The organism is Providencia sp. UF-224 (assembly GCF_058245955.1).
This window is the reverse complement of sequence record NZ_JBSICC010000040.1, coordinates 1-20833: the sequence shown is the minus strand read 5'-3', so window position 1 is coordinate 20833 and position 20833 is coordinate 1. Positions and strand designations below refer to the sequence as shown.

Here is a 20833-nt window from a genome sequence, read left to right as displayed (position 1 = left end):
TCGCGCTTTGCGTTGTCTTGTTCCCGGTCAGTGGATGCGCATTATAGGGAGTCAGAAAAATCTGGCAAGTGTTTTTTTGAAAATAACTTTCAACTGATTATCTTTTACACTTTACGCCCAGTTTTAGGCCAATAACTGCTTTTTTATTGCCCATTTGATAAGAAAAAGGCGGCATATTGAATGCCGCCTTTGGGTTTTACTATTGGATCAATGAACTAATCTGGCTTCATTGATTACTGTTTTGCTACAATTTCGTTGTTCTCTACATCTAAGACAACAGCTTTACCAGGAAGTAATCGACCAGACAAGATTTCTTGTGCTAATGGATTTTCAATTTCCTGCTGAATTGCACGTTTCAATGGCCTTGCACCAAATATTGGGTCAAAACCTGCTTCACCAATTTTCTCAAGTGCTGCTGGTGTCGCTGTAACTTCATAACCATGCTCTTCAAGACGTTTATACAAACGCGCCAATTGAATATTCGCAATATTCGTAATTTGTTCTTTACCTAATGGGTGGAACACAACCACTTCATCAATACGGTTAATGAACTCAGGCCTGAAACTATGAGATACCACTTCCATCACCATATCTTTCATTTCTGAGTAACCAATCATGCCAAATCTTTCTTGGATTAAATCAGAACCCAAGTTAGACGTCATGATGATAACGGTATTACGGAAATCCACAGTGCGACCTTGACCATCCGTTAAACGCCCATCATCCAACACTTGCAGTAAGATGTTAAAAACATCAGGGTGTGCTTTTTCAACTTCATCTAACAAAATGACAGAATATGGACGGCGTCTTACTGCTTCCGTAAGGTACCCACCTTCTTCATAACCAACATACCCCGGAGGTGCACCCACTAAACGTGATACCGCATGTTTTTCCATAAATTCGGACATGTCGATGCGCACCATTGCATCATCACTGTCGAACATAAAGTTCGCTAACGCTTTACATAACTCGGTTTTACCAACCCCAGTTGGCCCTAAGAACATAAAGGAACCAATCGGTCGATTTGGATCAGACAACCCTGCGCGGCTACGACGAATTGCGTTCGATACTGCAACAACGGCTTCGTCTTGACCAATCACCCTTTGGTGAAGTTGCTGTTCCATACGTAACAGTTTCTCTCTCTCACTTTCCAGCATTCTTGAAACAGGAATACCTGTCCAACGCGCCAAAATTTCAGCGATTTCAACATCCGTCACCTTGTTACGTAAAAGCTTCATGCTTTTACCTTCCGCTTTGGTTGCGGCTTCAAGTTGCTTTTCTAACTCTGGAATACGGCCATATTGTAATTCAGACATTTTGGCTAAATCACCCATGCGGCGCGCTTTTTCCATTTCGATACGCGTATTTTCCAGCTCAGCTTTAATATGTTGAGTACCAGTCAACGAAGCTTTTTCCGCTTTCCACTCTTCTTCTAATGCTGAATACTCGCGTTCTTTCTCTGCCAGTTCTTCTTCTAGCATTTCAAGACGTTTTTTACTCGCATCATCCGATTCTTTTTTCAGTGCTTGCTGTTCAAGTTTCAGCTGAATAATACGGCGTTCCAATCTATCCAAGGATTCAGGTTTTGAATCCATTTGCATACGCAGGCTTGCACCCGCTTCATCAATTAAGTCGATAGCTTTGTCTGGCAACATACGATCAGTAATATAACGATGTGATAATGTTGCTGCGGCGACAATCGCAGGGTCAGTAATTTGTACATGGTGATGGAGCTCATAACGCTCTTTCAAACCACGTAAAATTGCAATCGTGTCTTCAACTGAAGGCTCTGCGACATACACTTTTTGGAAACGACGCTCTAACGCAGGATCTTTTTCTATATATTGGCGGTACTCATCTAACGTCGTCGCACCAACACAGTGTAATTCACCGCGGGCAAGGGCAGGCTTCAACATATTCCCCGCATCCATTGCACCATCGGCTTTACCTGCACCAACCATGGTATGCAGCTCGTCAATAAAGAGAATGACGTTACCTTCTTGTTTTGCAAGGTCATTCAGAACGGCTTTCAAACGCTCTTCAAATTCACCACGGTATTTCGCCCCTGCAATCAAGGCGCCCATATCGAGGGATAAAACACGTTTATTTTTCAGCCCTTCAGGAATTTCACCATTGACAATACGCTGAGCCAATCCTTCAACAATCGCCGTTTTACCTACACCTGGCTCACCGATCAATACCGGGTTATTTTTTGTACGACGCTGTAATACTTGGATGGTACGACGAATTTCTTCGTCACGACCAATCACTGGGTCTAATTTGCCTTGTTCTGCGCGTTCAGTTAAGTCGACAGTATATTTTTTCAAGGCTTGGCGCTGGTCTTCAGCGCTTTGGTCATTCACTTTTTCTCCACCACGCATCTGTTCTATTGCCTTTTTTAAATTATCTTTATTAACACCTGCTGCTTTGAGCATGTCTGCTAATGTTGTATTGGCTTCTAAAGCGGCGATAAGGAATAATTCAGAGGAGATAAAGTCATCTCCATGCTTTTGTGCCAATTGATCACATAAGTTTAAGTGACGCATTAAGTCACTTGATGGTTGAACGTCTCCCGCCACACCTTGCACTTGAGGCAAACGCCCTAATGCATCTTCAATCTTTTGCTTAAATTGCACGGCATTAACGCCAAGTGTCGTCAGCAAAGGACGAACAGTGCCACCTTCTTGATTAAATAAGGCACTTAATAGATGAATAGGTTCGATAAATTGGTTTTCGCGCCCAAGGGCTAAAGATTGGGCGTCAGCGAGAGCTTGCTGGAATTTATTAGTTAAACGATCCAGACGCATAACACCTCCGATAAATGAGATTAAATTTGCTACTGGATACTAGATGAGGTCTATTTTTAAATATTCAAGTTTCGCATTGAATAATTTTTGTTATATCTGTTAATTTAGAGTAAAACTCCAAACGCTAGTTATTTACCCATACCAAAGAAGCCATTCTTCCCGTTTTACCCTCACGTCGGTAGGAAAAAAATCTGTTTTCATCACTTACCGTGCAAAAATCGCCCCCATAAATGGCATTAATCCCTACCGCCTTGAGCTTTTTACGGGCTAATAAATAGATATCAGCAAGGTACTTATCATTATGAGGTGTAAAAGCAGAAGCCAAATCAGATGATTGATTAACAAACGCCTGCTTAACTTCGGCACCCACTTCAAATTTTTTTGTACCAATTGCAGGGCCAAGCCACGCCATTATTTCATTGGCGGGACTGATAAATTGGCGAACAGTATTTTCAAGTACGCCATTACATAGCCCCCGCCACCCTGCGTGAGCCGCTGCAACTTCTGTTCCAGCTTGGTTGCAAAACAAAACGGGTAAGCAATCCGCCGTCATGATGGCACAAACTTGCCCTGCTTGATTGCTATATACCGCATCCGCTTGTTTGCTTTTGATTTCACTGCCATCAAGATGAAGAACATGCGTACCGTGGACTTGCTCAAGCCACACAGGTTGTTGTGGTAATTGAGCAAGGTCGACAAGGCGCTGGCGATTTTCACTGACGGCTTCAGGGCGATCGTCAACATGGTCGCCAAGATTTAAGCTGTTAAAAGGTGGCAGGCTCACACCACCAGCACGGGTTGTGCTACAACTTGATACGCTTTTAGGTTGCGGCCAATCAGGGAAAATCAGTGTGCTCATTACCAATCCATATTGTCTTTATGAAGTTCAGTGTCTGCCTTTAAGGCTTCAATAAGCTTAACCATATCATCAGGTAACGGAGCATGCCACTCCATTTGAATGCCTGAAATTGGGTGATACAAGCGCAACATTGTTGCATGCAGTGCTTGCCTATCGAAATTACGCATCACTTCTAAAAACTCTTCCGTGGCACCTTTCAATGGGCGAGGACGGCCACCGTATAATTGATCGCCAATTAATGGATGGTTGATATGTGCCATGTGAACACGAATTTGGTGCGTTCTGCCTGTTTCTAAACGCAAACGTAAACGCGTATGTGCTCTAAAATGCTCCATAATACGGTAGTGTGTGACCGCAGGTTTACCCATTGGGTGCACTGCCATGTGAGTTCTTTTCATTGGATGGCGAGAAATCGGCTCTTCAACCATACCACCCGCAGTCATGCGACCTACGGCAACCGCTTCATACTCACGCGTGATTTCTCTTAACTGTAAAGACTCCACTAAATGCGTTTGTGCTGGAACGGTTTTTGCGACCACCATTAGCCCTGTCGTGTCTTTATCAAGACGGTGAACAATTCCCGCTCTTGGGACATCAACAATTTCTGGGTAACGGTATAATAAAGCATTTAAGATTGTTCCGTCTGGGTTGCCAGCACCCGGATGCACGACTAATCCACGCGGTTTATTGATAATTAGGATATCTTCGTCTTCATAAATAACGTTAAGTGGAATATCTTGAGGTTCCCAACGATTATCTTCTTCAATAAGGGCGTCGATTAAAATTTGTTCACTACCTAAAACTTTTTCCTTTGGCTTATTGATAACTTTGCCATTAACCTGCACTCTATCATCTAAAATCCACTCTTTTATGCGTGAACGTGAATAATCAGGGAACAATTCGGCCAAAGCCTGATCTAAACGTTGACCGAGCTGTGATTCAGCGATAATTGCACTAAGTTGTACTTGTTGAGCCATAAATTAATCTACTTTTTGGTGTTTGTATTTTGACGGCGCTGCCGTTTCATTTAAAATATATGCTATTGTAACTCGAATTTTGCCGGGAGCCTTATGGATAGACTCCCTCGAAACACTCAGAGGATAACCTACACGTGATGATACGTATGAAAAATCTGGTGGCTGCAGCCACGTTGAGCCTGGTTTTAGCTGGGTGCTCCAGCAACCCTGAAGTCAGCCCTGATAGCTCCCCTGCTGAAATCTATGCAACGGGTCAGCAAAAACTACAGGATGGCAACTTTAAAGCTGCTATCAAACAGTTTGAAGCCCTTGATAACCGTTATCCGTTTGGCCCGTACGCCCAGCAAGTTCAATTAGACCTGATTTACGCCTATTATAAATCAGCTGAGCTGCCAATGGCGATAGCCGCGATTGACCGTTTCATGCGTTTAAACCCGACTCATCCAAATATTGACTATGTCCTTTACATGCGTGGTTTAACCGCGATGGCCTTGGACGATAGTTTACTGCAAGGCTTGTTTGGTATCGACCGTTCAGATAGAGACCCTCAGCACGCTCGCGTCGCATTTAAAGACTTAAGTCAGCTGGTTCGCTACTATCCTAACAGTATGTATGCAAACGACGCTAGCAAGCGCTTAGTCTACTTAAAAGAACGTTTGGCAAAATTCGACCTTTCTGTGGTTGAATATTACAACAAACGGGGTGCTTATGTCGCGGTTGTTAATCGTACAGAACAAATGCTGAAAGATTACCCAGACACTGAAGCAACACGCAATGCCCTTCCATACATGGAAATTGCGTATAAACAAATGGGTTTAAATCAAGAAGCAAATAAAGCCGAAAGTATTATTGTTGCAAACCCACAATAATATCGAGTTTGATCTAAAACAGCAGCCTCGGCTGCTGTTTTTGTTTGTCTGATTGGCTACCAAATTTACCGCGTTCTCTTACTTTTTTGTCTTGATTAATCAATCTTTTAGATTAGCTAAATTTTAACCCAAAAAAAGATCCGACTATTAACCGTACCGATAGCCAACTTAATCAGTTTCCCCTAATCCATTCATTTTGGCAATGCTTTTCCTTCCCTTTTTTATACAAAATCACACTTCGGGTGTGAGTTGTATCCCCCCTGAATTAGATGTGATCTACATCAATTTTTTATTACTGATAACGCGTATTCTGAATTCATCAAAGACGGAAACAATGAGAGGTAACACTATGATAGTGAACATAACTAGCAAACAAATGGATATTACCCCAGCTATTCGTGAACACATTGACAGCCGTCTAACAAAATTGGATAAGTGGCAGGTTTCCTTGATAAATACGCACATTGTTTTATCAAAAGAGCCACAAGGTTTCATGGTTGATGCAAATATCAAAACAGCGACAGGTAAATTAGTCGCTAGCGCCAAACATGAAGATATGTACGTTGCAATAAATGAACTGATCAACAAACTCGAAAGACAACTCAATAAAGTGCAACATAAAGGAGAATCAAGAAGAGCCAACAATAGTGTAAAAGAAGCGAACCTCGTTACGTTATAATTTTATATTATCTATCAACTTATCTTGAAACTTTGCAAAACGCGCCTGCAATAGGCGCGTTTTTTATGTTTATAATTCTTTTTTATTGACTTCTTATGGCGTATCGGGTTTATTTAAATCAAGTCTATTTAAAGGTATTCACATGAAACGTAATTTTGTTTTCTTTTTCTTCTTTAGCAACTCCTAATTAGGGGCTTTTGTCGTTCGAGAAAGAAAAGAAGACAAAATTAGAAAGCCCCCAACTAGGGGGCTTTTTTTATATCACGACATTACAGGGTGGGCAGGATGGAAAACAGCACTAATTTACTGAAAGTACGAGAAAAAATAAGCCAGTTAGATAGTGAGCTTCTAAACCTTTTGGCAAAACGCCGTGGGTTTGCAGCAGAAGTTGCAGAAACAAAAATTGATGACAACCGCCCTATTCGTGATAAAGACCGCGAACGCCAGCTTTTGGATGTTCTTATTAATAAAGGCAAGCCACTTGGCCTTGACGGCTTTTATATTACTCGCTTATTTCAGATGATCATCGAAGACTCGGTATTGACCCAACAAGCGATTTTACAAAAGCACTTAAATTTAACGCCGAGTGACACTGCTCGTTTTGCTTTTTTAGGTCCCAAAGGTTCTTATTCACATATCGCAGCGCGCCAATATTCTGCTCGTCATTTTGATCAACTTGTCGAATGTAGCTGTAATAAATTCCAAGATATTTTTTCATTAGTTGAAAGTGGGCAAGCAGAGTACGGTATTTTACCGATTGAAAATACCAGTTCAGGGGCAATTAATGATGTTTACGATTTACTGCAAAATACATCACTCTCCATTGTGGGGGAAATCCGTTTACCTATTAACCACTGTTTGCTCACCACGGGTAATACCGATTTAAGCCTCATTGATACAGTTTACAGCCACCCTCAACCTTTCCAGCAATGCAGTCAATATTTAGCCCAATTCCCGCAGTGGAAAATTAAATATTGCGACAGTACTTCCACGGCAATGCAGATGGTTGCGGAGCAAAACGCCCCCAATGTGGCAGCTCTTGGTAGCGAAGCAGGCGGAGCGTTATATAACTTACACGTTGTTGAGCACAATTTAGCGAACCAACAAATCAATATGACCCGCTTTATTGTGGTAGCACCGCAATCTATTGAAGTTACTGAACAAGTTCCTGCTAAAACCACGCTATTGATCACCACAGGACAGCAAGCAGGGGCATTAGTTGATGCATTAGTCATTTTAAAAAATAATAAGATAATTATGAGTAAATTGGAGTCTCGTCCAATTAATGGCAAACCTTGGGAAGAGATGTTTTATGTAGACGTTCATGCAAATTTACGTTCAGATAATCTGCAACAAGCACTCAAAGAACTTTCTGCAATTACACGTTCAATAAAAGTATTAGGCTGCTATCCATCTGAAAATATTGTTCCTGTTGAACCTGAAAAAGTGGCACCATAGTTAAACATTAAAGGCTGCTTAAATAAAAAGCAGCCTTTAATCAAGATTACACCGTCGTTTCTGACTGATAGTTAGAATTAACACGGAAGTAATTCACGAGTTTTTTCAGGTGGAATGCTTGTTCATTTAATGAATCTGCCGCCACAACGGATTCCTCGACTAAGCTAGCATTTTGTTGTGTCGTTAAATCCAATTGCCCCACTGCACTATTAATCTGTGAAATTCCGTCACTTTCTTCTTGGCTTGCTTGACCAATTTCTTGCAGTAACGCGTTCATTTCCTTCACACTATCAATCATGCCATGAATTTGCTCAGTCGCTTTTTCGACGAGCTCCATACCTTCTTTGGTTTGCGATGAAGAGTTCTCAATCAGTCCCTTGATATCATTGGCTGATGCCGCACTTTTTTGTGCTAATAAGCGCACTTCACCGGCAACCACCGCAAAACCGCGACCATGTTCGCCAGCTCTTGCCGCTTCGACTGACGCATTTAACGCTAAAATATTGGTTTGGAATGCAATCGAGTCGATTAAATTAATAATGTCTGTCATTTGCAATGATGATGTATTAATAGCTCGCATCTTACTGGTCAATTGATTCATCATCTGACCATTATTCTGTACAACAACGGCTGCTTGTTCTGCTAACATGCTGGCTTCATGGGTATGTTCTGTGGTGTTTTTTACGGTTGAAGTAATTTGTTCCATAGAACTTGCTGTCTCTTCAACCGATGCAGCTTGCTCTTCAGTGCGCGCGGCTAAGTTCTGATTACCGGCTACGATTTGCCCTGCCGCAGCGGAAATACTTTCAGAGCCTTTTTGCACCTCTTGGACAATTTCAACTAGCTGGCCTTTCATGTCATTCAGTGCATTCAATAAAATTCCCGTTTCATCTTTTGAGTCCACTTTAACGTCTTTCGTTAAATCACCATTGGCAATAGACTGTGCTAAACCAACAGCGCTTTCGAGTGGGCGGGTAATCATGATGGTAATAAACCACCCCATCGCACAACCCGCAGCAATGCTGATCACTGAGAGAATTGCCAGTAAGATTTTATTGCTCTCATAATCGGCATTGACAGTACGGCCAATATCCTGCATTTCGAGATCTTGAATAGCCATTAATGTTTGGATGTGATCTCGATAATCCCTCTGAATGCTTGATGTCTTTGTCATCATCTCATCAATAGCTGCTTGGCGATTATTTTCTGAAAGGAATGTATTAATGCGAGAAATTGATGCGTGGAATTGTTGACGAATAATCCGCAATTCAGAGAGTACCTCTTTAGAGCGGTCGTCCGTGACATTTTTTTCTAAGCTCTCCATCAATTCATTAATTTTTAATGTAATTTTGGCTAACTCTTCACGCCGCTTATCGCTCCCTCGGTCATCAAGTAAAATCAATTCTTGAATACCAATAAATGAATAAAAGTTATCCATCATCTGCCCTGCTGTTGAGGCAATAGGGTAACTTTCATAGAGAACTTGTTTCATCCCATCATTGGCTCGGTTCATATTGGCCAAAGAAAAGAGTGAGCTCAGAATAATAAGCGTAACAAATCCCCCAAATGCTATCGTTAACTTCATACTAATTTTGAGATTTTTAAAAGACATATGTTTACCACGCTAGCCATCGTTGAATGAGTAGTGTTATCGGTAAAATACGTCATATCTTTACCATATAAATCGATCGATTTTTAAATATCAATTTTATGAATCGATTAATTTGTCATTAAATGAGAGAAAATTTCTTTATTAGGCAGGAAAGGAAGTTTTTTAATCAAAAGCACAGGATATAAGTAAAATTACGTATTTAAAATAAAATATCTAAATTGGATGGTCAAAAAAAAAGAGATTACCTGAAATAACAATAAATTAACAGTAAAAAAGCCCTCTACTGCAAACAGCACAATAGAAGGCGGGGATGATTACTTGCGGTTATCGTTGGCACGTTGCAACAACGATTGGCTTTCTTTCATAAAATGGTGGGCATCTTCACCGAACCACTGACTAACTTGATTAAACTGGCGAATAAATTCTGCTTTATCTTTCTTTTCAAGCATTTCAATAGATTGCCCTAAAAGCTGATGATAGCGGCGAATTAATTCTACGTTTTTATCCGAAGACATGATGATATCCGCATACAGCTGGGGGTCTTGAGCAAATAACCGCCCCACCATCGCCAGTTCTAAACGGTAGATGGGGGATGACAGCTCAAGAAGCTGCTGTAAATCGATATTCTCTTTTGCCAAGTTTTGACCATAAGTAAAGGTCGTAAAGTGGCGTAATGCTTGGATAAAACTCATGTTTTTATCATGCTCTTGCGCTGAAATTTCTTTCAAACGCGCGCCCCAAACTAATAACTGTTCAAGGAACCATTGATAAGACTCTGCGCCACGACCATTGCAATAAGCAAAAACTTGCTTTGCAACGCTGCCAATATCAGGCCCAAACATCGGGTGAAGCCCCAAAACAGGCCCTTCATGAACAGCTAACATGGCCTCTAATGGTTGTTGTTTGATAGACGCAATATCCATCAAAATAGTGTCTTTACCCAATTTTGGTAATTGATTGATCACCTGAACTGTTAAGTGGATTGGCACACTGACCATCACCACGCTAGCACCTGTAACAATGGATTCTGCCTGCGGCCAATCCTGTTGATTCAGCGTTTTCACTTGGTAACCAGACAACGTTAGAAGGCGATGAAATAACCGCCCCATCTTCCCATCACCGCCCACGATAACAATTGGGCCAGCATTCGGGTTGAGCGTCTTGAAACCTTTGTCATTTTCACGTGCGTAAGATTCACGCATGATCCGACGCAATATATCTTCAATCAGATCAGGCGGGATCCCCATGCGTTCTGCTTCGGCGCGGCGAGCCGCTAGCATGCTCGATTCCCGCTCTGGCACATAAATTGGCAACCCGTGTAAGCTTTTGACTTCGCCAACTTCCGCCACAAGTTGCAACCTTTTGGCTAATAAATCCAATAAGGATTTATCAACCGCATCAATTTGGTCCCGTAAATGGGATAACTCAGCAGACATACTAATACCTTGATCAGCTCACTTTGCTCAATTTCTGCGTGCGTTGTTCAAGCACAGGCAATAGCGCCTGATGTAAGTTACGCAATACAGTCTCTGTTGTCTGCCAGTTAATGCAGGCATCTGTCACAGAAACGCCGTACTTCATCGCATCGCGTGGCTGTTCAGAGGTTTGGTTGCCTTCATTAATATGGCTTTCCAGCATAATACCTGTAATTGACTCATTACCATTAACAATTTGTTCGATAATTGAATCAACCACCAGTGGCTGACGACGGTAATCTTTATTTGAGTTACCGTGACTGCAATCCACCATTAATGATGGCTCCAACCCTGCTTTACGCATTTCGGCTTCACATGCCGCAATATCTTCTGCGCTGTAGTTTGGTGTTTTACCACCGCGTAAAATCACATGGCCATTGCTGTTGCCTTTGGTGTGCAATAAGCAAACTTGACCCGATTGGTTAATTCCCATGAAACGATGTGGCATTGCAGCCGCTTTCAATGCGTTGATTGCCGTAGATAAACTGCCATCCGTACCATTTTTAAACCCAACAGGCATTGAGAGACCCGATGCCATTTCACGGTGGGTTTGTGATTCAGTGGTTCTTGCACCAATTGCAGACCAGCTGAATAAATCCCCTAAGTATTGTGGATTATTTGGGTCTAATGCTTCGGTCGCCAGTGGAAGCCCCATGTTGACTAAGTTAGTCAATAAGTCGCGAGCAATATGCAGGCCTTTTTCCATTTGGAATGTTCCATCCATAAATGGGTCACTAATTAAGCCTTTCCAGCCCACTGTCGTCCGTGGTTTTTCAAAGTACACACGCATCACAATATATAAGCTATCACTTAACTCTTCGGCTAATTTTTGCAGGCGCTCACCATATTCAATCGCAGCATCCACATCATGGATTGAGCAAGGACCACATACCACGAGTAAGCGAGGATCACGTTGATGGATAATATCCGCTATAACTTGACGTGATGTCGCAATGGCATGCAGGTTGCTGTGACTCAGCGGATATTTTTCTTTCAGACTCTCAGGAGTAATTAATACCTGCTCGTCTTGAATATTCACATTGTTGAGTACATCTTTTTGCATGATCATTTTTTACCTACTTAATTAGCTTATATTTGCTTAGTTTATTGTTTACGTATTGTGTTTGAGTGCATGGGTAATAACATACCATGCATCGTAAACAATTCAATCCATTTATGTAAAATATTTCCACCGTCGTAAATAATAGTTTACATAATTCTAATTGACTGATAAATAATAAATTTAACAAATTTACAACATTAAAATCATTTAAATTAGAGCTAAAATATATTTTTTAGTAAACATTTATTTACAATTTAAGAGATCAACTTCTCAACTATATTCTAAATAGTTCGAGTTGTAGCAAGGCGGCAAAGTGAGGACATCGCAGGGAGCATACATAAATATGTGACCTGTGTGGCTGAGCGAAGCCAACACAGCGACAACTTGAAATATGACGAATATAGTGACGAATATAAAAAGGCCCGCACTATGGCGGGCCTCTTCAACTTTCGGATGTAGCGAAAGCGTATTACTTGGCGTTCAGACGCTCTTTAATACGAGCAGCCTTACCAGAACGCTCACGCAGGTAGTACAGTTTAGCTCTGCGAACAGCACCACGGCGTTTAACAGCAATGCTATCTACGACTGGTGAGTGAGTTTGGAATACACGCTCAACACCTTCGCCGTTAGAAATTTTACGAACAGTGAATGCAGAGTGCAGACCGCGGCTACGAATAGCGATAACCACGCCCTCGAATGCCTGCAGACGTTTTTTAGAGCCTTCTACGACCCATACCTTAACTTCCACGGTGTCACCCGGACGGAATGAAGGTACGTCCTGCTTCATTTGCTCTTGTTCAATTTGTTTAATAATGTTGCTCATAATAACTCTCTTACCCTAGGTAAACTGATATGTTTAGACAATTAATTGTCTGGATTCATTTGTTGCTCAGACTGATGTTCACGTTGGAACTCAGTCAGCAACATCCTCTGCTCGTCAGTCAGAGCTAGGCTTTCCAGAAGCTCAGGTCTTCTAAGCCAGGTACGGCCAAGTGATTGTTTCATGCGCCAGCTATCTATTTTAGCGTGATTCCCCGAAAGTAATACATCCGGGACTTGCATGCCATCTAACACTTCAGGGCGGGTATAGTGAGGACAATCTAACAAGCCATCGGCAAAAGAATCTTCTTGAGCAGAAGCTTGGTGACCTAGCACCCCCGGTATAAACCGAGAGACTGAGTCTATCAACACCATTGCGGGGAGCTCCCCACCACTGAGAACGTAATCGCCGATGGACCATTCTTCGTCAACTTCGGTTTGAATGATACGCTCATCAATGCCTTCATAGCGGCCACAAACAAGAATTAGCTTCTCATTGGTTGCCAGCTCGCAAACACCGTCTTGACTTAGTTTGCGCCCTTGCGGTGAAAGATAAATAACCTTTGCACCCTCACCAGCCTCAGTTCTTGCTGCGTTGATTGCATCCTTTAACGGTTGCACCATCATCAGCATGCCTGGACCACCACCATAGGGGCGATCATCAACAGTTTTGTGCCTATCGTGGGTAAAGTCCCGCGGATTCCAGCACTCAAATGTTAGCAGGCCATTTTTCACTGCCCGACCAGTTACCCCGTACTCGGTTATTGCGCGGAACATTTCGGGAAACAGGCTAATTACACCAATCCACATGATATCGTCCCACTTATCAAAACCGTTCAACCGGAGATTTAAAAACCAGGATCCCAATCCACTTCAATGAGTTTGGCATCGAGATCGACTTTCTTGATAACCTGCCCATCAAGAAACGGAACCAACCGCTCCTTGATGCCAAATGCATCTTTTAAATTCGCCTTAATGACCAGTACATCATTCGAACCGGTCTCCATCATGTCAGTGATGGTACCAAGGTCATAGCCTTGTAACGTCACTACGTGGCAGCCCATCAGGTCTTTCCAGTAGTATTCGTTTTCTAACTCAGGAAGTTGGGTTGAATCAACCGCAATTTCAAAGTTAGTCAAAAGCGCAGCTGCATCACGGTCATCGACCCCGTTCAGCTTGACGATGATATCCTTGTTATGATGTTTCCAATCTTCAATTTCAATGTGTTGCCATTGACCTGAACGTTGGATAAACCAAGGCTGATACTCAAAAATACTTTCAGCATGCTCGGTGGACGAAAAAACTTTGAGCCAACCACGAATACCGTATGCCGCACCTAATTTTCCCAATACAATTGGGTTTTCAGGTGGCTGTAGTTTAGTTTGCTTGCTCATTGTTACCACCGCGACAGATTAAGCTGCTTTCTTAGCTTGTTTGACCAGTTGTGCAACACGGTCAGAAATAGTTGCGCCTAAGCCAACCCAATGCTCAACACGGTCCAAGTCTAAACGCAGTTCTTCTGCTTGACCTGCAGCGATCGGGTTGAAGAAACCGATACGCTCAATGAAACGACCGTCACGCGCATTGCGGCTATCGGTTACAACGATTTGGTAGAACGGACGTTTTTTAGCGCCGCCACGAGATAAACGAATTGTTACCATAACATCCTCATTAGTTAACAAAACAACCAGACTCCATCGAGGGATAGAGTCCGGCTGTCATATAAAAAGCCCGAAAAGTTTACTCACTTTGACACAAAAATCAATCAAAAGTGCGTTTTGTTTGAGGCTTTATTGCTTAACGCCCCGGAAAACCCGGAGGCATCATACCCTTCATGCCGCGCATCATCTTGGCTAAGCCACCTTTTTTCATTTTTTTCATCATGCGTTGCATATCATCAAATTGTTTTAAAAGGCGGTTAACTTCTTGCACGGTCGTTCCCGAACCTGCCGCAATACGGCGTTTACGAGAACCTTTAATAATTTCGGGTTTTTCGCGCTCTTTGCGCGTCATGGAGTTAATCATCGCTTCCATACGGACCGTGATTTTATCATCCATTTGTGATTTAACCGCGTCTGGTAACTGGGACATCCCCGGCATTTTGCTCATCATGCTCGCCATGCCACCCATATTACGCATTTGCTTTAATTGACTTAAAAAGTCGTTTAAATCAAAGCCATCACCCGTTTTGAGTTTTTTCGCTAATTTTTCCGCTTCATCACGGTCAACTTTGTGCTCAATCTCTTCAATCAGAGAAATCACATCACCCATACCAAGGATACGGGAAGCAACACGTTCTGGATGGAAAGGTTCTAAAGCGTCAGTTTTTTCACCAACCCCTAAGAATTTAATCGGTTTACCTGTGATTGCACGAATCGACAGCGCCGCACCACCACGCGCATCACCGTCAACTTTGGTTAAAACTACCCCAGTCAATGGTAAAGCTTCGTTAAACGCCTTCGCTGTATTTGCCGCATCTTGCCCTGTCATCGCATCAACAACGAATAAGGTTTCAACTGGCTTAATAATACGATGAACTTCTTGGATTTCCTCCATCATCGCTTCATCAACGTGTAAGCGACCTGCGGTATCCACCAATAACACATCGTAGAATTGGAGTTGTGCGTGCTTTAAGGCTTTTTGTACGATAGCCGCGGGCTTTTCTTGCACTTCTGATGGGAAGAAATCAATGCCAACCGATTCGGCTAAGGTTTCAAGCTGTTTGATCGCCGCTGGGCGGTATACGTCAGCAGAGACCACTAAAACTTTTTTCTTTTGTTTCTCTTTTAAATGCTTACCCAGTTTTGCAACGCTGGTTGTTTTACCCGCACCTTGCAAACCCGCCATTAACACAACCGCAGGCGGCTGAGCCGACAAGTTGAGCTGATGGTTTTCTTCCCCCATCGCTCGAGTCAGTTCATTTTGAACAATTTTAATGAACTCTTGGCCCGGTGTTAGGCTTTTATTAACATCTTGACCAACGGCACTTTCTTTGACTTTCTGGATAAATTCACGGACAACGGGCAACGCCACGTCAGCTTCCAGCAATGCCATGCGAACTTCGCGTAATGTGTCTTTAATATTGTCATCAGTGAGACGCCCGCGTCCGCTGATATTGCGCAACGTGCGCGATAGTCTGTCGCTTAAATTATCAAACATATGTCTTAGCTCAATTCTGTTGATGGGCCGATGTTTAGCCTGATCTGGTTGCTAATGCGCCTAATTTCAAGTGCTTTAGTGTCAACAAGTTGAATTATAAGTATCAAACCTTCAATTTAACGAAGGAAAAGCACGATAAAAAATATTTTCCCGATTGTATCACACTTGCTATTTTTTCGCTGCCCTCTGTTTGAAACAGATGATACGGGCTATTATGGCATGAATTTCTGGGAAAACAGTGGAAACTGTAGGTACATGAAGTGCTATCTATCGCGAATGTACCATGATTGGCTCGACCAATAGTTGGAGCCAGCTCCCGTACACGTTATACTATAAAATAACTTTCCACTAAAAATGAATATCGACACTATACTATGCCAGTATTTGCAGTCATAGCAGTTTGTACATACATGATCAGCCTGCTGCTGATCGTTCCAGGCCAAGTGCGCAAGCAACCACTTTATCGCCGTTTGGCAATGTTACTTGCCATTGTTGCGTTAGTGACGCACGCCATCACATTAAAATTACTCATTTTTAGTGAAGCTGATGGACAGAATCTCACTCTGCTAAACCTTGGTTCTGCGGTAAGTTTACTGATGTGCCTGATTATGACTGTTGTCGCCTATTGTGGAAAAGCATGGTACTTAACCCCTGTAGTGTATAGCTTTGCTATCATTAATTTATTGCTTTCAACAATCATGCCCGGTGAGTTTATTACTCACTTAGAAGCCAGCGTGCCACTGTTTGTACATATCGGTTTAGCCTTATTAAGCTATGCCACGTTACTTATCGCAGCCCTGTATGCATTTCAAGTTGCGCTTATTGACCACCAACTCAAAAATAAAACCTTAAAATTTAGCCCTGATATGCCGCCGATGATGGTGGTAGAGCGTAAAATGTTCCATATCACCCAAGTAGGTGTCATTTTGCTCACACTCACTTTATGTACTGGCTTTATTTATATGGATAATATCTTTGATAAAGAAAACATCCATAAATCGGTGTTATCGGTGATTGCTTGGTTTGTCTACATTACCTTGCTTTGGGGGCACTTCCACGGTGGCTGGCGCGGAAAACGCGTTTTATTCTTCCATGTGGCTGGCTCAATCATTTTAACCATGGCTTTTTTTGGTAACCGTCTACTCCAACAGTTTATGGTACCTTGAGTTTTCACTAGCCTTCCCATATTGCAATAAGGAACCTTGTTTTGGATGATGTGTCTACCAGTACGCTAATCATCATACTGATTGTTTTAATTTTTGTGTCAGCCTACTTCTCCGCTTCAGAGACGGGGATGATGACATTAAATCGCTATCGCTTAAAACACTTAGCAAAACAAGGTAACCGCTCGGCAATTCGTGTCGAAAAACTGCTTAAACACCCGGATAAACTGCTCAGCCTCGTTCTGATTGGCAATAACTTAATTAATATCGTTGCTTCTGCCTTAGCCACCATCATAGGCATTCGCTTATATGGCAACGCAGGTGTGGCGATGGCAACGGGGATTTTAACGTTTGTGATCCTGATTTTTGCAGAAGTGATGCCAAAAACACTCGCTGCACTCTACCCTGAAAGAATCGCATTCCCCAGCAGCTATCTTCTAAAACCCTTGCAAATCATTATGATGCCAGTGGTATGGACCTTTAATACGATTTCTGCACTCCTTTTACGTTGTTTAGGTATTCGTTCCTTAACGGCTCGCACAGATGCAGTAAACAAGGAAGAGCTGCGCACTATTGTTAATGAGTCAAAACATAAGATTAGCCGCCGTAATCAAGACATGCTGATTTCCATACTGGATTTAGACAAGGTGACGGTTGGCGATATTATGCTGCCAAGGAATGAAATTGTCGGCATTGACGTTAATGATGATTGGAAATCAATTATCAGGCAGCTAACGCATTCTCCTCACGGCCGGATAGTGCTTTACCGTGACTCCCTCGATGATTCAATTGGTATTTTACGGGTACGAGAAGCCTATCGATTAATGATGGAAAAACGTGAGTTCAACAAACAGAATCTCATTAAAGCTGCAGACAATATTTATTTTATTCCCAATAGTACACCGCTAAATGTTCAGCTCATTAACTTCCAACACAAAAAAGAAAAGCTGGGGATTATTGTAGATGAGTACGGCGAAATTCAAGGGCTAATCACGGTAGAAGATATATTAGAAGAAATTGTCGGTGATTTTACGACTTCGATGTCCCCTTCGTTAGCAGAAGAAGTTTTGCCTCAAAGCGATGGTAGTGTCCTTGTAGACGGCTCAGCCAGTATTCGAGACCTGAATAAGGCGTTTGATTGGAATTTGCCTGTGGACGGACCTAGAACGGTTAACGGTATGGTACTCGAGGTAATCGGAGATATTCCACAGCTTGAAGAGCAAATTGTCGTGGGTCATTACATGATTGAGGTATTGGCCATGAATGAGAATACCATTAAGCAAGTGAGGATCACCCCGCTGACTTTTAGCTCTCAAATCCCTGACTTATAGTTTTTTTTCGCAAAAAAACGCCCGAATAATTCAGACGTTTTTTATATGCAAGAACACATCAAAAACTAAACGTGAAGCTGTTCCAGTTTGTCCGCTGGTAATGCTAAATCATCATTTTTATTGATACCAATGTTTGATGACAACACATTACGCGCGATTTGCTGAGCTTCTTCCAGTGAATGCATTTTATAAGTGCCACACTGATATACGTTCAACTCTGGAATTTTGTTTTGGTCTTTGACGTTTAGAACATCTTCCATTGCGGCTTTCCACGCATCAGCGACACGCTGTTCAGCTGGCTGACCAATCAAACTCATGTAAAACCCAGTGCGGCAACCCATCGGGGAGATATCGATAATTTCGACACCATTGCCGTTAAGGTGGTCACGCATAAAACCTGCGAATAAGTGTTCTAATGTGTGAGTCCCTTTTTCCGTCATCGCTTCTTCATTTGGCACGGTAAAACGCAAATCAAAAACAGTGATGGTATCACCACTTGGCGTTTTCATCGTTTTTGCCACACGAACAGCGGGCGCTGCCATGCGAGTATGATCGACAGTAAAGCTATCTAATAATGGCATTTCGTGACCTCCTCAAAAATTAAAAATATATTTTTAAAATAAATGAAACTATTTTGAAAATGCGGAGTCTTAATTAATGAAAGACGCGCAATTTGTTATCATCCCTAATTCTCTAAGAGATTTTTATTTGGCCACCTTGAGTGGCCACTTTCTTTTAGCGTCCTGCGTGAATGCGTAGATAGTCTTCAAAGGATTCAGTTTCGCTCTGTTCCATCTTCGCTTGTTTCTCAATAGAAGCTAACCTTGCTTGTTCAAACTGTTCTTCCGTGATGACTTCATACGGCTCATTGATTAACTGTTCAAAATATTTTTCAGCTAATTCTAACCCGTAACCCCCGATGCCTTTTTCTAACATTTCATCCATGACTAACGCGGAGTATGTTAGGGTTGGGTCTTCAAACATCGCAACAAACTGATGGCAAACATCTTGATATTTCGCATCACAACAAGTGTCGAGCACTTCAGCGACACGAATCAAATCATTAAATAACTGCTGGCCGACTTCCACCAATGGTTTCACTTCGCTACCACAACCAAAACCAATCACTTGGCCAGGTTTGCGCCCTTCGAGGATCACTCGATTCCAGTTTTGGCGACAACAATCAAGTTCCTGAGCATTCATTTCTGGCGCATCGGCAAGCACGCACCATATTAAGAATAGATCAACAAAACGCGCTTGGGTTTCATTTACACCAATAGCACTGAACGGGTTGATGTCTAAAGAGCGCACTTCAATGTATTCGATACCACCACGCAATAACGCATCAGAAGGCGACTCAGTGCCTTTAGGGACGCGTTTAGGTCTTATTGGGGCATAGAGTTCATTTTCAATTTGCAACACGTTAGAATTAAGCTGAACGTATTTGCCATCTTTTTTCACACCCAGTTTTTCAAACTCAGGGGAAGGCTTGTGAATGGCTTTTTTCAGGTTTTCAACATATTCACCCAGTTTATTGAATGTAATATTCAAATCACTTTGTGATTTATTGGTATAACCAAGGTCACTCATGCGTAAAGATGTCGCATAAGGCAAATAATAAGTGCCACATTCGGTTTTATCGAATGTTAACGTGGTATCCCTATCTTTTAAGAAAGAGCCACAAATAGCAGGGGATGCACCAAATAGATATGGGATCACCCAGCCAAAACGATAGTAGTTTCTGATCAAGCGTAAATAGCCATCTGAAATTTTTTCTTTACCGCTTTCACTTTCAGGATCATCAACACCTGCCCATGCCTGCCAAAACTCAGTTGGCAAAGAAAAGTTATAATGCACCCCTGCTATCGTCTGCATCAATGCGCCATAACGATTTTTAAGGCCTTCACGGTATAGGGTTTTAAAGCGCCCGACATTAGAAGTACCATATTGAGCAAGAGTGATTTTATCTTCACTTTCGATAAAGCACGGCATACTGAGTGGCCACATTCTTTCATCTTGAAGATGACGCGCAGTATAGCGATGTAAATCCCTGAGAAAAGCCAAGTTATGGCTAATACTTTTATCTACAGGAGTAATAAATTCGAGTAAGGACTCCGCAAAATCTGTCGTGATCCATTTATGTGTTAAAGCTTGCCCTAACTCTTCAGGATGCAGCGTTTCTGCAATTGAGCCTGTTGGAGTTACACGCAATGTTTCGCGCTCAATACCACGTTGAATGCCATTGAGTGTTTCTGGGTGCGCCTCTAACCATGAGAGCGCTTTCGATACGTCCGGGATCAAATCGACCTCCCGCCTGTGATGTTAATTTATTTTATTAAGGCAATTACTTTAGCTTAAATCACATAAATTGTCGCTGTCTAGATGTGTGGTTTAGGAGGGATTAGCGCAAAAGATGCATTGAAAATGTTATTTAATTGACTTTTCAGGCAAAAAAAAACTCCTCAAGTTGAGGAGTCTTTCTTATGATGGTGCATCCGGGAGGATTCGAACCTCCGACCGCTCGGTTCGTAGCCGAGTACTCTATCCAGCTGAGCTACGGAT

The 20833-nt window shown here is 42.2% G+C and carries 18 protein-coding genes and 1 other annotated feature; of the genes, 5 read left to right on the top strand and 13 right to left on the bottom strand.

The genetic code is table 11. From position 1 onward, the window contains the following. Positions 1-233 precede the first annotated feature (233 nt). The 3 genes from clpB to rluD all read right to left on the bottom strand — a co-directional run bounded on the left by clpB (position 234) and on the right by rluD (position 4643). Positions 234-2807: an ATP-dependent chaperone ClpB gene (gene clpB / locus AC4IFO_RS21030; RefSeq protein WP_490737348.1), complete on the bottom strand. Its 2574-nt coding sequence runs from the start codon at positions 2805-2807 to the stop codon at positions 234-236. Between the two features lie 124 nt (positions 2808-2931). Continuing rightward, entirely contained in the window at positions 2932-3666 is a 735-nt protein-coding gene (yfiH, locus tag AC4IFO_RS21025; protein WP_490737346.1) for a purine nucleoside phosphorylase YfiH, read from the bottom strand. Then, positions 3666-4643 carry a 23S rRNA pseudouridine(1911/1915/1917) synthase RluD gene (rluD, locus tag AC4IFO_RS21020; protein ID WP_490737344.1) on the bottom strand — a complete coding sequence of 326 codons (978 nt, stop codon included), beginning with the start codon at positions 4641-4643 and terminating at the stop codon, positions 3666-3668. Before rluD ends, yfiH begins: the two co-directional genes overlap by 1 nt. Positions 4644-4780: 137 nt before the next feature. On the opposite strand from rluD, the gene bamD reads away from it, so the two are divergent. The 3 genes from bamD to pheA all read left to right on the top strand — a co-directional run bounded on the left by bamD (position 4781) and on the right by pheA (position 7649). Next, positions 4781-5512 (top strand): outer membrane protein assembly factor BamD, encoded by a 732-nt coding sequence (bamD, locus tag AC4IFO_RS21015; protein WP_206084797.1) that lies wholly within the window; start codon positions 4781-4783, stop codon positions 5510-5512. A 349-nt stretch (positions 5513-5861) separates the two neighbouring features. Next, on the top strand, positions 5862-6191 hold the full coding sequence (raiA, locus tag AC4IFO_RS21010) for a ribosome-associated translation inhibitor RaiA (RefSeq protein ID WP_206084780.1): 330 nt from the start codon (positions 5862-5864) through the stop codon (positions 6189-6191). A gap of 141 nt (positions 6192-6332) precedes the next feature. Further along, positions 6333-6451: a sequence feature (Phe leader region), on the top strand. Between the two features lie 25 nt (positions 6452-6476). Further along, entirely contained in the window at positions 6477-7649 is a 1173-nt protein-coding gene (pheA, locus tag AC4IFO_RS21005; protein ID WP_490737342.1) for a bifunctional chorismate mutase/prephenate dehydratase, read from the top strand. 46 nt (positions 7650-7695) lie between these two features. Here pheA and AC4IFO_RS21000 read toward each other — a convergent pair whose 3' ends face one another. The 8 genes from AC4IFO_RS21000 to ffh form a co-directional block, all read right to left on the bottom strand. Further along, a complete protein-coding gene (locus AC4IFO_RS21000) occupies positions 7696-9261 on the bottom strand; it encodes a methyl-accepting chemotaxis protein (RefSeq protein ID WP_490737340.1) in 1566 nt (521 codons plus the stop codon). A gap of 314 nt (positions 9262-9575) precedes the next feature. Further along, positions 9576-10697, bottom strand: coding sequence for a bifunctional chorismate mutase/prephenate dehydrogenase (gene tyrA / locus AC4IFO_RS20995; RefSeq protein WP_490737338.1), 1122 nt, complete (start codon positions 10695-10697; stop codon positions 9576-9578). A 13-nt stretch (positions 10698-10710) separates the two neighbouring features. Beyond that, positions 10711-11805, bottom strand: a complete 1095-nt coding sequence (locus tag AC4IFO_RS20990; protein ID WP_273803286.1) for a 3-deoxy-7-phosphoheptulonate synthase — start codon at positions 11803-11805, stop codon at positions 10711-10713. Between the two features lie 463 nt (positions 11806-12268). Next, positions 12269-12622, bottom strand: coding sequence for a 50S ribosomal protein L19 (gene rplS, locus AC4IFO_RS20985; RefSeq protein ID WP_273803285.1), 354 nt, complete (start codon positions 12620-12622; stop codon positions 12269-12271). A gap of 41 nt (positions 12623-12663) precedes the next feature. Then, a complete protein-coding gene (gene trmD, locus AC4IFO_RS20980; RefSeq protein ID WP_219245952.1) occupies positions 12664-13428 on the bottom strand; it encodes a tRNA (guanosine(37)-N1)-methyltransferase TrmD in 765 nt (254 codons plus the stop codon). Positions 13429-13466: 38 nt separating this feature from the next. After that, positions 13467-14012, bottom strand: coding sequence for a ribosome maturation factor RimM (rimM, locus tag AC4IFO_RS20975; RefSeq protein ID WP_047757188.1), 546 nt, complete (start codon positions 14010-14012; stop codon positions 13467-13469). Positions 14013-14030: 18 nt separating this feature from the next. Beyond that, positions 14031-14279, bottom strand: coding sequence for a 30S ribosomal protein S16 (rpsP, locus tag AC4IFO_RS20970; protein ID WP_004264823.1), 249 nt, complete (start codon positions 14277-14279; stop codon positions 14031-14033). Positions 14280-14415: 136 nt separating this feature from the next. After that, a complete protein-coding gene (gene ffh / locus AC4IFO_RS20965; protein WP_490737334.1) occupies positions 14416-15777 on the bottom strand; it encodes a signal recognition particle protein in 1362 nt (453 codons plus the stop codon). A 374-nt stretch (positions 15778-16151) separates the two neighbouring features. On the opposite strand from ffh, the gene AC4IFO_RS20960 reads away from it, so the two are divergent. Continuing rightward, on the top strand, positions 16152-16943 hold the full coding sequence (locus AC4IFO_RS20960) for a cytochrome C assembly family protein (RefSeq protein WP_490737332.1): 792 nt from the start codon (positions 16152-16154) through the stop codon (positions 16941-16943). Positions 16944-16984: 41 nt separating this feature from the next. Continuing rightward, positions 16985-18271 carry a CNNM domain-containing protein gene (locus AC4IFO_RS20955; protein WP_490737330.1) on the top strand — a complete coding sequence of 429 codons (1287 nt, stop codon included), beginning with the start codon at positions 16985-16987 and terminating at the stop codon, positions 18269-18271. Between the two features lie 65 nt (positions 18272-18336). On the opposite strand, the gene luxS is transcribed toward AC4IFO_RS20955, so the two are convergent. Continuing rightward, positions 18337-18852 carry an S-ribosylhomocysteine lyase gene (luxS, locus tag AC4IFO_RS20950; protein WP_206084773.1) on the bottom strand — a complete coding sequence of 172 codons (516 nt, stop codon included), beginning with the start codon at positions 18850-18852 and terminating at the stop codon, positions 18337-18339. Between the two features lie 154 nt (positions 18853-19006). Continuing rightward, on the bottom strand, positions 19007-20572 hold the full coding sequence (gene gshA, locus AC4IFO_RS20945; RefSeq protein ID WP_353244678.1) for a glutamate--cysteine ligase: 1566 nt from the start codon (positions 20570-20572) through the stop codon (positions 19007-19009). Positions 20573-20833: the final 261 nt, after the last annotated feature.

What these genes read in the sequence shown, in the direction of transcription:
- clpB (WP_490737348.1), bottom strand. Translation starts at nt 2,807, where the DNA reads ATGCGTCTGGATCGTTTAACTAATAAATTCCAGCAAGCTCTCGCTGAC.
- yfiH (WP_490737346.1), bottom strand. Translation starts at nt 3,666, where the DNA reads ATGAGCACACTGATTTTCCCTGATTGGCCGCAACCTAAAAGCGTATCA.
- rluD (WP_490737344.1), bottom strand. Translation starts at nt 4,643, where the DNA reads ATGGCTCAACAAGTACAACTTAGTGCAATTATCGCTGAATCACAGCTC.
- bamD (WP_206084797.1), top strand. Translation starts at nt 4,781, where the DNA reads ATGATACGTATGAAAAATCTGGTGGCTGCAGCCACGTTGAGCCTGGTT.
- raiA (WP_206084780.1), top strand. Translation starts at nt 5,862, where the DNA reads ATGATAGTGAACATAACTAGCAAACAAATGGATATTACCCCAGCTATT.
- pheA (WP_490737342.1), top strand. Translation starts at nt 6,477, where the DNA reads ATGGAAAACAGCACTAATTTACTGAAAGTACGAGAAAAAATAAGCCAG.
- AC4IFO_RS21000 (WP_490737340.1), bottom strand. Translation starts at nt 9,261, where the DNA reads ATGTCTTTTAAAAATCTCAAAATTAGTATGAAGTTAACGATAGCATTT.
- tyrA (WP_490737338.1), bottom strand. Translation starts at nt 10,697, where the DNA reads ATGTCTGCTGAGTTATCCCATTTACGGGACCAAATTGATGCGGTTGAT.
- AC4IFO_RS20990 (WP_273803286.1), bottom strand. Translation starts at nt 11,805, where the DNA reads ATGATCATGCAAAAAGATGTACTCAACAATGTGAATATTCAAGACGAG.
- rplS (WP_273803285.1), bottom strand. Translation starts at nt 12,622, where the DNA reads ATGAGCAACATTATTAAACAAATTGAACAAGAGCAAATGAAGCAGGAC.
- trmD (WP_219245952.1), bottom strand. Translation starts at nt 13,428, where the DNA reads ATGTGGATTGGTGTAATTAGCCTGTTTCCCGAAATGTTCCGCGCAATA.
- rimM (WP_047757188.1), bottom strand. Translation starts at nt 14,012, where the DNA reads ATGAGCAAGCAAACTAAACTACAGCCACCTGAAAACCCAATTGTATTG.
- rpsP (WP_004264823.1), bottom strand. Translation starts at nt 14,279, where the DNA reads ATGGTAACAATTCGTTTATCTCGTGGCGGCGCTAAAAAACGTCCGTTC.
- ffh (WP_490737334.1), bottom strand. Translation starts at nt 15,777, where the DNA reads ATGTTTGATAATTTAAGCGACAGACTATCGCGCACGTTGCGCAATATC.
- AC4IFO_RS20960 (WP_490737332.1), top strand. Translation starts at nt 16,152, where the DNA reads ATGCCAGTATTTGCAGTCATAGCAGTTTGTACATACATGATCAGCCTG.
- luxS (WP_206084773.1), bottom strand. Translation starts at nt 18,852, where the DNA reads ATGCCATTATTAGATAGCTTTACTGTCGATCATACTCGCATGGCAGCG.